Origin of the sequence: Arcicella sp. BE140 (genome assembly GCF_031456255.1) — a bacterium.
Classification (GTDB): Bacteria; Bacteroidota; Bacteroidia; order Cytophagales; family Spirosomataceae; genus Arcicella; species Arcicella aquatica.
In genome coordinates, this window is the sequence record NZ_JAVDUE010000018.1 from 125,812 (window position 1) to 140,212 (window position 14,401).

Genomic DNA, 14,401 nt, shown 5'->3' on the forward strand with positions numbered 1-14,401 from the left:
AAGCATGAAATTTATTGCCATACTTTTTCTTTTTTCATCCTTCAACATTTTTGCTCAATCAGCATTCAAAGCTGAGTTGATAAAAAGTGAGTTTGTTTTTAACAATCCCCCTACGCCTGCTTGTCATGCCTCTACAATTGTTGAATTATCGAACAATACCTTTATAGCATCATGGTTTGGTGGTAAATACGAAAGTAGCCCCGACGTTGGTATCTGGATAGCTATCAATGAAAAAGGACAGTGGAAACAACCTAAGATGTTGGTAGATGGCGTGGTGAATGATACACTCAGATTCCCGTGTTGGAACCCTGTGTTGTTCAAAACAAAAGCTGGGAAGCTCTTGCTTTTTTATAAAGTCGGTAAAAATCCACGTGAATGGTGGGGTATGAAAATATCATCTGACGATGATGGAAAGCACTGGAGTAAACCCGAAAAATTACCCGACGGAATGTTAGGACCTATTAAAAACAAACCTTTTCAATTAGACAATGGCGAGATTCTGTATCCGTCGAGTACTGAAAGTTTAGATGAAAAAGTATGGAATATTCACCTTGAAAAGTCGGATAAAAATGCTAGTAAGTTTCAGAAAATAAGTATTGATTGCGATACCTTTGGGGTAATTCAACCAAGTATTTTGCAATATGCTGGCAGGAGACTTCAATTACTTTGTCGTTCTCGCCAAAATGCGGTAGTTCAAACATGGTCGGAGGATAACGGCAAAACGTGGTCGCCTCTTAGTTTGACGACAATCCCCAACCCCAATTCGGGAACAGATGCCACAACTCTGAAGAATGGTTTGCAGGTGCTAGTGTATAATCCTTTAAAAAAGGGAGCAAATTGGTTCAATGGTCGGTATAAACTCAATGTAGCAGTTTCAAAAAATGGCTCCGACTGGCAAGATGTCTATACCTTAGAAGACCACAAAGAAGGAGAATTTAGCTATCCTGCTATTATTCAAAGTAGCGACGGATTGGTACATATTACCTATACTGCCAACCGCAAAAATATCAAGCATATCGTATTAAAAGTACGATAGTGCCTAAAAAAAAGGTGGTGCGAAAACCTGCACCACCTTTTTACGATTAACGACGTCTTCCACCGCCTCCGCCTCCGAAACTTCTCATTCCTCCTCCACTAAAACCTCTATTTTGGAAACCGCCATTTCCGCCATAGTTTGGTCTGTAGCTTACGCCTCCACGGTTGTATCCCCCATTATTACCATTGTATGAGTGGAAATAGTTATTACGACTACCAGCCATCATACCATTATTATAATGTGGATGATTTATTGCTACAGAACGATAATAATTACCAAAGTGATTATATAAATAAGGATAATTCATATAATATCCTCCGTTATAAAACCAGTTTGAAAAACCATAGGCAGGAAAAGCACTAAAGCCAAAACCACCAAAGCCGTAAGACAAACCAAAACTGCCCCAATAAGCACTAGGATACCAAAGTGGTGAACCATACCAATAAGGATAACCAAACCAATATGAATATGGATTAGCATAACCATAATTGTAGTTGTTACCATAAGCTATTTGTCCGTTGGGCAAAATATAGCCATTGGTTTTGGCAAAATCTTTAGCGGCTTGGTTTAACTCCTGCTGTGCTTGTGGATTATTGCCCAACTCTTTTTTATAAGCCGCCATCTGGGTCTGATTCTGTATCATCAAACTATCGTGCCAGCTAGCTAATTGGGTAGTCAAACCATCTTTGTCAGCAACATATTGCTGTCCTAGTTTAGTAGTCAAGTCGATGTTGTCTGTCAACAATAACAATACGTCTGGATACTGCACCAACTTTTTGAAAGCATCTTGTGTTGGCACATCCAAAGGTTGAATGGCCTTTGCAAAGCTATTTTGTGCTTCTTGATTCAGATTATCAGCTTGAACCAAATCATCATGATGGTGACGATACAAACGCCAAGCGGCTGTTTGTAGGTTTTCATCATTGTTAGGCAACAGTTTTTTAATATCATCTTTGCTTTGGCCAGATGGCAATGTCGCCAACGTGTGGGTCAATTCAGGGAAACGGGTTAGTTCATAAAACCAGCCTTGTTTTTTCTGGCTAAAGTCACTAATCAAGGCTTGGAAAGCCCCCTGTGTCTGATTTTTTTCTTGTTGTAACTGCGTAAGCGTTTGTGGATATTGGCTAACTAATAAAATAGCCTGACGAACATCTGCATTATAGGATGCGATTGAATTTTGCAATCCCTTATCTGTTTCCAATTGGTTGGTTTGGCTAAAAGCATTGATGTTTACAAAAAGTAAAGTAGTCATCAATAAAATTGTAGAAAGAACCCCGTTGATTTTTGTGATTCTTTTTGTGGCAGTGCCCTCAACAATCATGTTAGTTTTCATTTCTTCAGTGATTAAAATATTTGCTTTAAATTGAAACTGAGAACTCTTTTTCAAAGCCTGCGTATAGCGTACGCATCAAGAACGTATATAGTACGACTGACAGGCGTGTGTTCAAGAAAAGAGAATTAAATTTTAATTTAAAAGGACAAGTATTTCCAAGAATGAAAAAGAATAAATAAATGAGGGAATTTGTGATTATTTACATCTAAAACGGATGTTAAGGTAGCTTTATTTTGAACAAACAATAATAATTTATTAGCACGACTCCAAAGCAAACCGCTATCAAGGTGATTTGCTTGGTGTTGAGAAAGCTTATCTCCATCCTCTAAACCATCATAAGGAATTGATTTAAATAAAGTATTTTGATTTTGTAAATGGCTCGCACCAGTCAAACGATTACTTTTTTCAGATTTCAATACCAACCCCTTGTGGTGGGTAGGCATCTTAGCTAAGATTAACCATACACTACTGAACAGTAATAATGACCATATGAATCTTTTTAGTAACATGACGTTCGTGCAATACGTAATATAAAATAGTAATCTACTTTAACCTATTTTGTCATTTCGACTATACAAATCAGCAAAGGTTTAATCTTATGTAAAAAAATAATAAAATTTTAATAAAAACAGTTAATAAGATGACAATTATCAATAGTAGGTCATCAATATAATTTAATCAAGGCCTTCTTTTATTGTAAAGAACTGATAACTAATCATTTGAATACAATCGTGACGGCAGACTATTCACCAATCATTATTTACTAAACACTACTTATTAATAAAACAACAAGCATTCAAACCAAGCCAATGTTACATTTTTCCAAATAGTCATTAACTTAACTAGCAGTATTTTCTAAGTAAATTCTAATATTAGATTAAGCTATGGTTAAGTTATGAGTTTCAATTTTGAATCATCAAACCGTTCGTTATCGCTGTTTTGATGATTTTCCAACCTAAAACTCATATATTATGGATACACAAGCAGTTCAGAAAATACTTGTTCCAATTGACTTTAGTGAATCTTCAATGAATGCGCTTCATACCGCTATTGGAATGGCCAAACGTCAGCATGCACAATTGATTTTACTGCATGTAGTAAATATTAGTCCCTTGGTTAATAATAAGGACGACGGCACTATGATTAGTGACTCAAACCTGCAAACACTTCTTGATACTCATCAAACTAACCTTAGAAAACTTGCTGATAAAATTACCAATGACGAGTTTATCGATTGCCGAGCCATTATCAGAACGGGATGGGTTTGTCCCGAAATAGTAAGAGCCACGGTTGATTTTTATGCAGACTTGATTGTAATGGGTAAACACGGTATATCAGGCACTAAAGAATTCATGATGGGATCAAATGCCTTTAATGTACTGAAAAATGCCTATTGCCCAGTGTTGCTAGTTCCGTCTCATCGAAGATTTGAAGCTTTCAAAACCATTGTTTATCCTATCAGAGCTGTTGAAGGAGCCATCCAAAAATATAGCATGGCACGAAATTTTTTGAGAGAAAATGACGCCGAATTGGTAGTCGTCGGGCTCTTGGAAAATGGAGAAAAGGCAAGTTTTGAAACGCTAAGTCAGGAAACTTTCAAACTCGATAAAAAATTAAAAGAGGATAACCTAAAATCACAAACTGGTTTTTATTACTGCGATTCAGTAGCGGCAAAAGTGCTTGAAAAAACCACTGATTTTATGGCTGACTTGCTGATTATTACCGCCTCGATAGACCACCACATTCAGGATTATTACGTTGGCCCTTTTGTTCAGCAGATAGTCCATTATGCCAGAGTCCCTGTTTTATCTATCAGACCCAAACCAGCCGATGCCTTTGTGGTTAAGTCGATTAATGAAGATGAAGAAAACAGTGAATACCCCTACCCTGTGCAAATGTTAGGGATAATTTAACAAAACAACTACAAGAACCATAAAGACAAATTATTCAATTAATCGGTTTAATATTTTCACCACTTAATTTTTTTTTAATCATGGAAAATCTAATAATCAAAAAAATCCTAGTGCCTATTGATTACAGCAAATTATCATTAAATGCCTTAGATTATGCTGTACACATGAGTCAAGATTATGAATCTACAATCCATCTACTACACGTCATTGACCCTGATACGTATTTAACTATTTCCGAACATGGTGTAGAGTTGGATTTGACCAGAGAGAACGTTATCCAACGAGAAAACAGAAAATTAGCCAAATTGGCTGAATCTGTTACATCAAAACATCCTATCACGGTAATTCCGATGTGTGTCGTGGGGAGTGTAGTTAGCGAGATTATTAAAATAGCGGAATATCATGCCGTAGATATGATTGTAATGGGAACGCATGGTATTTCGGGCTTTAAATCGTTTTTTATGGGAACTAATGCTTTTGACGTAAGTAAAAAAGCCTCTTGTCCTGTTCTTACCATACCAAATGAGAAGAAATGGAAGAATTTCGAGAAAGTGTTATTCCCTGTAAGAACCATTCCGAATGCCTTGCATAAATATGAATTCGCTAGAAAAATCATTGCAAAACATCAGTCTGAACTCATTATTTTAGCTTTATTAGACGACGACAGCAGTAAGAAATCAACATATTTAGACAAAGAGTTGAAGGCCTTGAACGAAAAGCTGGTTGAGGATAATATCAAAGGCTATTCTATCTTTACTTATACTGATTCCGTAGCCCATGCGGCCTTGCGAAAATCAGATGAATTAGATATTGATTTGATGATTATCACTGCCGATTTTAGCTATTCAATTGAAGACTACTTCGTTGGTCCTTTTGCCCAACAGGTGTTGAATCATGCGAAAATCCCAGTGTTGTCTGTCAGACCACAAGAGGAACCTGTAAAAGCTGAAAAAACATTAACTGATGAAACCGTGAGTAGTAGTTAGATTTTTGTAATACCTCTTTGAAACATTCTCATGCAAGCAACTCAGGACTTTCATCAAAAAGTCATTTCAAATTCGCCTCAAGGGGATTCCCCTCACGGGTATTCTTGGGCTTGGTTTTGGTTTTCTACCACCATAATTGCTTTGGTAAGTACTATTAGCATTTATTACTGGAAAGATTACCAAAACCAAGTAGCTCAGGAAGTATTGGTGTTTGATACCAACAAAGACATTAATCAGAAAGAACAACAAATATTAAAAACCCTTTGTAAGCCCTTGCTGTGGTCTATCCAAACCAACATGATGAAAAAGGACTTAAAAAGGATTAATGGATTTGTCCAGAATATTGTTCAAATGAATCATTTCTCTAATATCAACATCGTGGATACTGAAGGGAAGATTCTGGTGGCTAGCAACAAAAACTATGAAAACACTTCGGCGTTGGCACTGTATGCCTCGCCTTTGTTTGTACAGGATTCTATCGTTGTTTTACAAAAAACCAATAAGGTTTGGGTAGTAGCAGCTCCTATCAAAAACATAGAAAGAAGAATTGGGACACTCTTTTTTGATTATTCTCCCAATACTTCTACGAGTATTAAGTAGCGATAATATTAATAGCCCCGTGCCAGATTCGCTATATTTACTAAGGCTTCTCCACATTCAAACCTTGATAGGTTCTCGAGAAAAAACTTAATTTTATCTATATTCTCATTTGCCCATCCGCCAGAGGTGTGCTGTGTTAATAAGACATTGTGCATTTGCCAAAGCAGGTGGTCGTCTGGAAGTGGCTCTGTGGCTGTCACATCCAGTACAGCTCCGTAAAGCTGATTATTCAATAACATTTCTATCAAAGCTTGCTCGTCCACTGCCGAACCTCTGCCTACATTTACAAACAAAGCAGTGCATTTTAGTAGGTGCAAACGTTCTTTGTTAAACAAACCAATAGTTTCGGGCGTTTCTGGCAAAGTAGCTACTACAATATCAGTCGTGGGCAAATGTTCTTCTAATTGTGTAATCGTTTTAGAGTCCAAGACGGTGGTTTTACAGTTAAACCCTGTCAATAAATCTCTTACCTTTAGTCCGATTGCCCCAGCCCCAAGCACTAATACTTTGGCATTATTTAATAGATGCAAGGTAGAACGCAAAGGCGTACCGATCCACTTTGTCTGCATCTGTAGTTGGGTTAAATGGTTGACACCACGGTACATCGCTAAAATACCTGCCACCGCCGTTTCCGCTACCGACTGCCCGAAGAAGCCCTTTAGGTTGGTTATTTTAAAGGTATGGTCGGTTAATTGCTGATAAGGGTCTAATCCCGCAGAATGCAGTTGTAACCATTTCAACTGGGTTGTTTTCTGAGCCCACGCCAGCGGCACATTGCCAAAGCAAATACTTGCACTCAAGAACTCCTCCTCTCTTTTTTCAGCAGGAATCTCTTCTCCTATAACAATTTTATATTTCTCCGATAATTGTTCTTTGATAAGCAAAGCCTCGTTTTCTTCAAATTTGGTATGAATATATATTTTCATGTTGAATTGATTGTTTTTAAGAAAATCTCATTTGTTGTGTATTCCGTACGAACCATTCTATGGAACAGTTTTTTAAATACTAATTTTGTTAAGCGAGCTTTGACAACTTTTGAAAGTTGTCAAAGCTTACGAAGTTATTTATTGGCACTAATTCAATAATATGCTTTTATTTCTAGCGAACGACTTAAGTCGTATTGATTAGTAACAAGTTTATAAATTTCTAATAATTAGATACTTATCCCTAGCGAGGGACTTAAGTCCCTCGTTAGGGATAAGGTCTTCAACGTTTGGTTTTAAAGGTTATTTTAACCAATTTATCAATAATCACATCTCCATTTTAACTTTTTAAAAGATGTGAGTAATGACTAGGACTTAAGTCGTTCGCTAGAAATAAAACGTTAAGTAATCGTCATTATGTATGGCTTCGTTATTTTATGGTATTCTGTCAGTTTTCCAATAAAAAACTGCTAGTATGGCAAATCAAAAATGGTATTCTGCCATTATGGCACAAAAAAAGTGTTAAAAAGGTACTGGCATCAAGATTGTTGAAAGTAAGGAAATCTCTATCTGTTTATGTAATGATTGAATAGTGCAAAACATATTTAGAGTAACAAAAATAGGTAAACATTCTTGTAAGCCTCTTTATAGTAAAAATAAAAAATCTTATTCATATACTTAATTAATATTAACAATGGGAAAAATTATCGGTATTGACTTAGGAACAACCAACTCTTGCGTAGCTGTAATGGAAGGTAACGAGCCAGTCGTAATCGCTAACTCAGAAGGTCGTCGTACTACACCTTCAATCGTTGCCTTTTTAGATAATGGTAACGGTGAACGTAAAGTCGGAGACGCTGCCAAACGTCAGGCTATCACTAATCCTAAAAACACTATTTCATCTATCAAACGTTTCATGGGTAAACGTTATTCTGAAGTTGGTAGTGAATTAAAAACGATTGCATATACGGTAGAACAAGGTTCAAATGATACCCCACGTGTACGCATCGGTGACCGTTTGTACACACCTCAAGAAATTTCTGCTCAGATTCTGACTAAAATGAAACAAACTGCCGAAGATTATTTAGGGCAGACAGTTACAGAAGCAGTAATTACAGTTCCTGCTTATTTTAATGATGCGGAACGTCAGGCGACTAAAGAAGCTGGACAAATTGCAGGTTTAGAAGTTAAACGTATCATCAACGAGCCAACGGCAGCAGCCTTAGCTTACGGTCTTGACAAAGGCGGTAAAGATATGAAAATTGCTGTATTCGATTTAGGTGGTGGTACTTTCGATATATCAGTATTAGAATTAGGTGATGGCGTATTTGAAGTAAAATCTACTGACGGTGATACACACTTAGGTGGTGACGACTTCGACCAAGTAATCATCGAATGGTTAGCAGACGAATTCAAAAAAGACGAAGGTGTAGATTTACGCAAAGATGCGATGGCTCTTCAACGTTTGAAAGAAGCAGCAGAAAAAGCGAAAATTGAATTATCATCAGGTGCTTCAACAGAAATCAACTTGCCATATATCTTCCCTGTGGACGGTATGCCTAAACACTTAGTACGTACATTATCACGTGCTAAATTTGAGCAATTGGCAGATTCTTTAATCCAAAGAATGCTTGAGCCATGTAAACGTGCGATGAAAAACTCGAGCTTTACAAATGCTGACATCGACGAAGTTATCTTGGTAGGTGGTTCAACACGTATTCCTAAAGTGGTGGAAGAAGTAGAGAAATTCTTCGGAAGAAAGCCATCTAAAGGTGTTAACCCAGATGAAGCTGTAGCAATCGGTGCGGCAGTACAAGGTGGTGTATTGACAGGTGAAGTAAAAGACGTATTATTATTAGACGTTATTCCTTTGTCATTGGGTATCGAAACAATGGGTGGCGTGTTCACTAAATTAATCGAAGCCAACACTACAATTCCTACGAAAAAATCTGAGACATTCTCGACAGCTTCAGATAACCAACCTTCAGTAGAATTGAACGTATTGCAAGGAGAGCGTCCGTTAGCAAGTCAGAACCGTTCATTAGGACGTTTCCACTTAGACGGTATTCCACCAGCACCACGTGGCGTTCCACAAGTAGAAGTTACTTTCGACATCGATGCTAATGGTATCCTTCACGTATCTGCAAAAGACAAAGGAACAGGCAAAGAAAGCAATATCCGTATCGAAGCATCAAGCGGTTTGACTGATGCTGAAATCGAAAAAATGCGTCAGGAAGCGAAAGCTCATGAAGCAGAAGATAAAGCTGAACGTGAAAAAATCGAAAAAATCAACCAAGCTGATTCATTGATTTTCCAAACAGAAAAACAATTGAAAGAGTACGGTGATAAATTATCAGCAGGTAACAAATCAGCGATTGAAGGTGCTTTAGGAGAATTGAGAACAGCACACGGTTCACGTGATGTAGCTTCTATCGACTCAGCACTTGAAAAATTGAACAACGCTTGGGCAGCAGCTTCGCAAGAAATGTACGCACAAGGTAGCCCAGAGGGAGCTCAACCAACTGGAGACGCAGGTCAAACTGCTGATTCAGGAGCAGGAAACTCATCAGCAGAAGATGTTCCTTTTGAGGAAGTGAAATAAGTAGTAGCTGTGAGCCTTGAGCTTTAAGCTATCAGTTTTTGACTGAAAATATATAAGAGTACCATAAAATCTTTAATCGTATATGATGGATTTTGTGGTACTTTTTTTTGTTTGATTCACAAAAAATACTTTAATTTTACACGATTAGACAAATTTTACAATAGATATACTCAATAAATTTTAAAGAAACAGGTATATTGTAGTCATATACTTACTATAAGATATTTTATGGAAGACTTTAACAATCTAAAACATGTTGCAGCCAAAGGACAGGGATACTTTTGCTTAGTCAAACAATATACTGACGAAATAACAGGGAAAAATTATGCTTTAAAAGAACTAAAAAAAAGTCATTATTCAAACGAAGAATACAGGTATAGGCTAACAAGGGAAATTAAATTGCTTGATGAACTACAAGGGTGTAAAAACATAATACGCCTCATAAATCATGGCAATGACAAAGAAAATAAAAAGCTGTGGTATCTAATGCCATACGCTAAATATAATTTGTATGATTTTGTTAAAAAGAATAATTCAGTCTTAACACAAGAAATAAGGTTTAACATAGCATCACAGGTTATAAATGCCATCAAATACGCACATGAACGAGACATTTTACACAGAGATATTTCACCTAATAATGCTTTAGTATTTTTTAAAGATGGTATCCCAATAATTAAAGTTTGCGACTTTGGATTAGGTAAAGACACAGAAGCTCTATCATATTATACAGCCTCAAGTGCTTCTGGCTATGGACAAGTTTTATATGTTTCACCTGAACAAAGAATAAAACTTAAAGATTCAACAATCAAAAGCGATATTTATTCTTTAGGTAGATTGATATATTTTATTTTCACTGGCAAAGACCCTGATAATTTAAAACCTTTTGAGCTATCTACATTAGTTATTAAAGCGACAGAGGATAATCCAGAAGATAGATTTGCTGATATTTTAGAATTTGAGACTCATTTTAATGCTTTAAAAGATTTACAATTAAATCAAACAATACCAATTGAACATATTACTCTAAAAGAGGTTTTAGTATTAGGGGAAAAAATTGATACACTTCAGTTTCATCAGCTTTTAGTAAAGGGTAATTATATTGATCATGTATATGATGATTATATTTCGCCCATAAATAATTATTTTTTACAGGGTAATAATCTTGCAGATTATTATAAATCAATTGGAAATGGAATTCGTGATTTTCTTAAAACCTACACAAACAGCTTAAATGAATGCTATCAAACAGTGGGTTGGCCATTTTCATCAATGAATACTTTTGGGAAAGTTTTAAAAAAAATTATTCAAATTGTATCAGATGATGAGTCAAGACTTTTATGTCACAAACAACTTTGGTATTTAGCATTTGAAATAGATCAATGGAGTGTTCAAAAAGATATTAAAGAAGTTTTTACTGATAATTTCATTACAAAGAATATAGAGACACAATTAGCTGAATACATTATTTCTGCTGAAACTAAAGTAGACATGAAGCATTTTTCAAACTTAATATTTCCAAAAGTAATTAAGGTAGCTATAATTAAAGCTAATCATTTAGCAGACAAAAAAGCTGAAGAAAGAAAACGCAAAGAAATAGATGATGACACTGAATGGTAGACAAAAAAGCATAACACTCTGTTTGAGATATTCAGAAAGCCAATCTCGAATTATTGATGAAAAGTATTTTGTGTTTTTCATCAATAATCCATGCATTATCAACTCGTTAATTACTAGTACTAAAGATAATAAGTTAAAAGTCAATCTTATTTATTAGTTGGTTTATTCATGTACTAAAGCTGATTTTATTGGTAAAAAACACAAGTAAAGACGAAAACACTTATTCTTAACGACTTTAAATCTCATCGTTTTAATTAATTTTATACCAAAAATGGGAGTAATTACATCACTTCAAAAAGACATTATCCTTTCATACTTATGTGACAATTGTACATTAGAAAGTCATAATCAAGGAAATCCAAATGTAATATTAACAAAAGCTAATATTACGTTTGAATCGCTAAAAGCAATTTTATATTATTTTGAAAGGATAGGTTTACTTTCAGATTTAAACCTCAAGTACAATTTTATAAGTTTTGTTTTACACATTGAAGCAAATGACCTTAAAATGAAAGGAGGTTTTGCTTTTCAAGAGCAAATCTTGGAAAATAATTTACAAAAATTAAAATTAGAGCTAGAAAACCTTAAAAGCAACTTCAACCAGAACAACTTGAGTCTGCTGATAAGATTTCAAGCATCCTTTCCACAGTCATATCAGCAATATCATTCTTTAGTACAGCCTAAATTTAACCCTTTAATCCGCATTTAAGTTGCTAGAAATAACCCTGATTTAATAAATTAGGCTGTTCGAGATGTTCCGAAGGATAATCTCGAACTACTGATAAAAAAGGATTTCCAATCCGCTAAAACTTACTCTTACTAACCTAATTCACTTTTAAACTGAATTAGATAAATATACAAGATTTTCCAAATCTCTCCTTTTGCCATCTACTATGGTGAAAGGAGAGATTTTTTATTTAATGTGATTTGAAAACCCTTTAAAATATTTTAGTTTTACTTCATGGATATACATTTTTTTACCTCCATTATTTTGTTACTATCCTGAAAAACAACATCAACAATAAAATATAATAACCTAAAACATACAAATGAAACAAAAAGAACTCACAGAATTAACGGACCAAGAGTTGTTACAAGAAGCAAAAAAAATGAAATCAACCGCTATTATTAATGCGCTATTAATTGGGTTCCTTATAGGAATTGTCATTTTTAGCATTGCAAAAAATGGTTTAGGATTTTTTATTTTAATCCCTTTGTTTTTTGCGTATAGATTGGCTAATAATTCCAAATATGATAATAAAGAATTAGAAAATATTTTAAAAGAGCGAAACTTGAAATAGTCTCAATTAGCATAAATTTCAACCATAGCATCACTTGCGCAAACGTATGAAGAATGAACATTTAGACCATCCTAATCAGGCTACCAATACCAACGTACAAGAACCTTTATTGAAAAGAGTTGATAGAAAATATGCCGCAGAGGAGTTTCTAAACCTGATTGGCTATGAGAGAGGTTTTTTGTTTACTGTCCGTGAATTGTTGCTACGACCTAGCAAACTAATTCACCATTATCTCAATACAGATAGAAATGCTTGTACGAAACCTGTAACTTTTTTGTTTCTATGTTCAGTTATTTATAGCTTGATTACGAGCTACTTAGAGGTTGATGTACTCAGTGAAGAACAACTTAAAAAACAATATGGAGTTTCAGGTGTAAATAGTGTTATGCTCTGGGTTCAGAACAATTATGGATATGCCAATATATTGATGTTGTTATTCATTACATTCTGGACAAAGATTTTTTTCAAAAAGTGTTTGTACAATATTTATGAAATCGGCGTTTTGTTATGTTTTATCATGGGCGAAGGTATGTTATGGCTTTCGATACACCCTATTGTTGGCAAATTTGTAACCAACGCTATTCTTGATACAGTCATTTTTAGTATTATAATGATATATATCTCTTGGGCTATTGGACAGTTTTTTGGTGGAGGCTTCAAAAATTACTTAAAGGCTCTCTTTGCCTATTTATTAGGGTTTGGTTCATTTGAAATAGTAATAATACTAATAGGGGTAGCTATTGATTTGATAGGCAAAAAAATCTAAAGTCTATGCTATTTTATTGGGATTATCTTAGGGAATAAACCCTTTAAAAGGCCAATGGTTATTTGACTCTCGTCTTGTTGATGAGTTACAACAAAAAGTATAGAAATAAATAGCATTTCTAATAATATATCTACTAAAACTTAATTAAAAGTATAATGTTCTTTCTAAAATTTCGAAAAATATGAGATTGCTATTAGTGTTCCTATCTATTTTCTTAATAAGTTGTTCCGATAATAAAAGCCTTAAAGATAGCCAATCAATAGCCTCAGATTCTGTTAGAATGTTGACTATTGATTCTGTTAGCACATTGACTGTTTATGATTTAGCTGGCGATTGGGTTAATTTAAAATATTTGTATTCAATACAAAAGACTAAATCTCCGAAGATTTCACAAAATGAAGGTGAATTTTCATTTATTACTTTTAGAAGTGACACTGCTATGTTCGTTTATGGGTTTCATGAAGGCATAGACATGAAAGTCATTACTGAAAAACCTAATAATTTCTTTTGTGTTGACTACGATAATGACACCATACGTATATCAGTATTAAATGATACGATGATAATTGCCAATAAAGGAATTCGAGAAAAATATATCAAGTATCAGATGGGATTACCTAACGAAACGTTTTCAAGCCGATTATTGAATAAAGAAATTTTTTCTGGTAATTATCAAGTGGTAGACTCCCCTAAACAATCGATATCATTCAGTGAAGATGGTATTGTAAAGGGATTCTTAGATTTTAATAGCTACCTAGTTCAAGATGACTATATTGATGCTGGTTGTCAATTTGATCTTTTGCATTTAAGGAAAAACCCAGATGATAGATTTGAATATACATGGAGTTTTTCAAAAGATACTTTGATGATTTACAATCTTGATTGTAAATCATATGACACTGACTTAGATCGATGTGTAGAAACTAAAAAAGGCAAACTATTATATAAATTGATTAAAAAATAACTAACCTATACCTCGCTGTTCGATAGCTTAAAGGACAATATCGAACTATTGATAAAAAATCAGCTTTCTAAAACTTATTTAACTAGTGTTTTGAATAAATTCAGCAGATTGGTTAACGTTTATTTCATTGGAGAAAACTCTTTATTTACGCTTGTTCATGTTAGTAAAAAAATGGGAAATAATGACAAACCCACCATCATTAGACTATTAACAGCCATTCAGTGGATTGCTGCAATAATTATCATATTTCATCTCATTGGATTAGGCTTTCCTTTAATGTTGTAAATATTTAATTATCAATATATTACAAAAAAACAACCCCGAAAAAGTGTCAATACTGGCAATTTTCGGGGTTTT

The 14,401-nt window shown here is 34.6% G+C and carries 13 protein-coding genes; 10 read left to right on the forward strand and 3 right to left on the reverse strand.

The genetic code is table 11. The annotated features are described in order from the left end of the window. Positions 1-4 precede the first annotated feature (4 nt). The gene (locus J2Y60_RS20780) at positions 5-1,036 is read left to right on the forward strand and encodes a sialidase family protein (RefSeq protein WP_309916851.1); all 1,032 of its coding nucleotides are present in this window, start codon (positions 5-7) and stop codon (positions 1,034-1,036) included. Positions 1,037-1,082: 46 nt separating this feature from the next. Here the strand turns inward: J2Y60_RS20780 and J2Y60_RS20785 are convergent, their stop codons facing one another. Together J2Y60_RS20785 and J2Y60_RS20790 are read right to left on the reverse strand one after the other, a co-directional pair. Beyond that, a complete protein-coding gene (locus J2Y60_RS20785; protein WP_309916854.1) occupies positions 1,083-2,369 on the reverse strand; it encodes a hypothetical protein in 1,287 nt (428 codons plus the stop codon). Between the two features lie 137 nt (positions 2,370-2,506). Then, complete coding sequence (locus J2Y60_RS20790; RefSeq protein WP_309916857.1) at positions 2,507-2,812, reverse strand: hypothetical protein; 306 nt, start codon at positions 2,810-2,812, stop codon at positions 2,507-2,509. Positions 2,813-3,340: 528 nt separating this feature from the next. Between J2Y60_RS20790 and J2Y60_RS20795 the strand changes: the two genes are divergently transcribed. The 3 genes from J2Y60_RS20795 to J2Y60_RS20805 all read left to right on the forward strand — a co-directional run bounded on the left by J2Y60_RS20795 (position 3,341) and on the right by J2Y60_RS20805 (position 5,868). Further along, complete coding sequence (locus J2Y60_RS20795) at positions 3,341-4,282, forward strand: universal stress protein (protein WP_309916860.1); 942 nt, start codon at positions 3,341-3,343, stop codon at positions 4,280-4,282. Between the two features lie 80 nt (positions 4,283-4,362). After that, positions 4,363-5,268, forward strand: a complete 906-nt coding sequence (locus tag J2Y60_RS20800) for a universal stress protein (RefSeq protein WP_309916863.1) — start codon at positions 4,363-4,365, stop codon at positions 5,266-5,268. Between the two features lie 30 nt (positions 5,269-5,298). Beyond that, positions 5,299-5,868 carry a hypothetical protein gene (locus tag J2Y60_RS20805; protein ID WP_309916866.1) on the forward strand — a complete coding sequence of 190 codons (570 nt, stop codon included), beginning with the start codon at positions 5,299-5,301 and terminating at the stop codon, positions 5,866-5,868. 8 nt (positions 5,869-5,876) lie between these two features. Here J2Y60_RS20805 and J2Y60_RS20810 read toward each other — a convergent pair whose 3' ends face one another. Next, a complete protein-coding gene (locus J2Y60_RS20810; protein ID WP_309916870.1) occupies positions 5,877-6,794 on the reverse strand; it encodes a D-2-hydroxyacid dehydrogenase in 918 nt (305 codons plus the stop codon). 691 nt (positions 6,795-7,485) lie between these two features. On the opposite strand from J2Y60_RS20810, the gene dnaK reads away from it, so the two are divergent. The 6 genes from dnaK (at position 7,486) to J2Y60_RS20840 (ending at position 14,044) form a co-directional block, all read left to right on the forward strand. After that, positions 7,486-9,393, forward strand: coding sequence for a molecular chaperone DnaK (gene dnaK, locus J2Y60_RS20815; protein WP_309916872.1), 1,908 nt, complete (start codon positions 7,486-7,488; stop codon positions 9,391-9,393). Between the two features lie 228 nt (positions 9,394-9,621). Beyond that, on the forward strand, positions 9,622-11,013 hold the full coding sequence (locus J2Y60_RS20820) for a serine/threonine-protein kinase (protein ID WP_309916875.1): 1,392 nt from the start codon (positions 9,622-9,624) through the stop codon (positions 11,011-11,013). A gap of 271 nt (positions 11,014-11,284) precedes the next feature. After that, positions 11,285-11,722 carry a hypothetical protein gene (locus J2Y60_RS20825; protein ID WP_309916877.1) on the forward strand — a complete coding sequence of 146 codons (438 nt, stop codon included), beginning with the start codon at positions 11,285-11,287 and terminating at the stop codon, positions 11,720-11,722. A 340-nt stretch (positions 11,723-12,062) separates the two neighbouring features. Next, positions 12,063-12,314 carry an FUSC family protein gene (locus J2Y60_RS20830; protein WP_309916880.1) on the forward strand — a complete coding sequence of 84 codons (252 nt, stop codon included), beginning with the start codon at positions 12,063-12,065 and terminating at the stop codon, positions 12,312-12,314. Positions 12,315-12,360: 46 nt separating this feature from the next. Continuing rightward, positions 12,361-13,080 (forward strand): DUF3667 domain-containing protein, encoded by a 720-nt coding sequence (locus tag J2Y60_RS20835; RefSeq protein ID WP_309916883.1) that lies wholly within the window; start codon positions 12,361-12,363, stop codon positions 13,078-13,080. Positions 13,081-13,261: 181 nt separating this feature from the next. Next, positions 13,262-14,044 carry a hypothetical protein gene (locus tag J2Y60_RS20840; RefSeq protein ID WP_309916884.1) on the forward strand — a complete coding sequence of 261 codons (783 nt, stop codon included), beginning with the start codon at positions 13,262-13,264 and terminating at the stop codon, positions 14,042-14,044. The last annotated feature ends 357 nt before the right edge of the window (positions 14,045-14,401 follow it).

Bases quoted from the DNA above. Each gene is read 5' to 3' on its own strand.
- J2Y60_RS20780 (WP_309916851.1), top strand. From the start codon at position 5: ATGAAATTTATTGCCATACTTTTTCTTTTTTCATCCTTCAACATTTTT.
- J2Y60_RS20785 (WP_309916854.1), bottom strand. From the start codon at position 2,369: ATGAAAACTAACATGATTGTTGAGGGCACTGCCACAAAAAGAATCACA.
- J2Y60_RS20790 (WP_309916857.1), bottom strand. From the start codon at position 2,812: ATGCCTACCCACCACAAGGGGTTGGTATTGAAATCTGAAAAAAGTAAT.
- J2Y60_RS20795 (WP_309916860.1), top strand. From the start codon at position 3,341: ATGGATACACAAGCAGTTCAGAAAATACTTGTTCCAATTGACTTTAGT.
- J2Y60_RS20800 (WP_309916863.1), top strand. From the start codon at position 4,363: ATGGAAAATCTAATAATCAAAAAAATCCTAGTGCCTATTGATTACAGC.
- J2Y60_RS20805 (WP_309916866.1), top strand. From the start codon at position 5,299: ATGCAAGCAACTCAGGACTTTCATCAAAAAGTCATTTCAAATTCGCCT.
- J2Y60_RS20810 (WP_309916870.1), bottom strand. From the start codon at position 6,794: ATGAAAATATATATTCATACCAAATTTGAAGAAAACGAGGCTTTGCTT.
- dnaK (WP_309916872.1), top strand. From the start codon at position 7,486: ATGGGAAAAATTATCGGTATTGACTTAGGAACAACCAACTCTTGCGTA.
- J2Y60_RS20820 (WP_309916875.1), top strand. From the start codon at position 9,622: ATGGAAGACTTTAACAATCTAAAACATGTTGCAGCCAAAGGACAGGGA.
- J2Y60_RS20825 (WP_309916877.1), top strand. From the start codon at position 11,285: ATGGGAGTAATTACATCACTTCAAAAAGACATTATCCTTTCATACTTA.
- J2Y60_RS20830 (WP_309916880.1), top strand. From the start codon at position 12,063: ATGAAACAAAAAGAACTCACAGAATTAACGGACCAAGAGTTGTTACAA.
- J2Y60_RS20835 (WP_309916883.1), top strand. From the start codon at position 12,361: ATGAAGAATGAACATTTAGACCATCCTAATCAGGCTACCAATACCAAC.
- J2Y60_RS20840 (WP_309916884.1), top strand. From the start codon at position 13,262: ATGAGATTGCTATTAGTGTTCCTATCTATTTTCTTAATAAGTTGTTCC.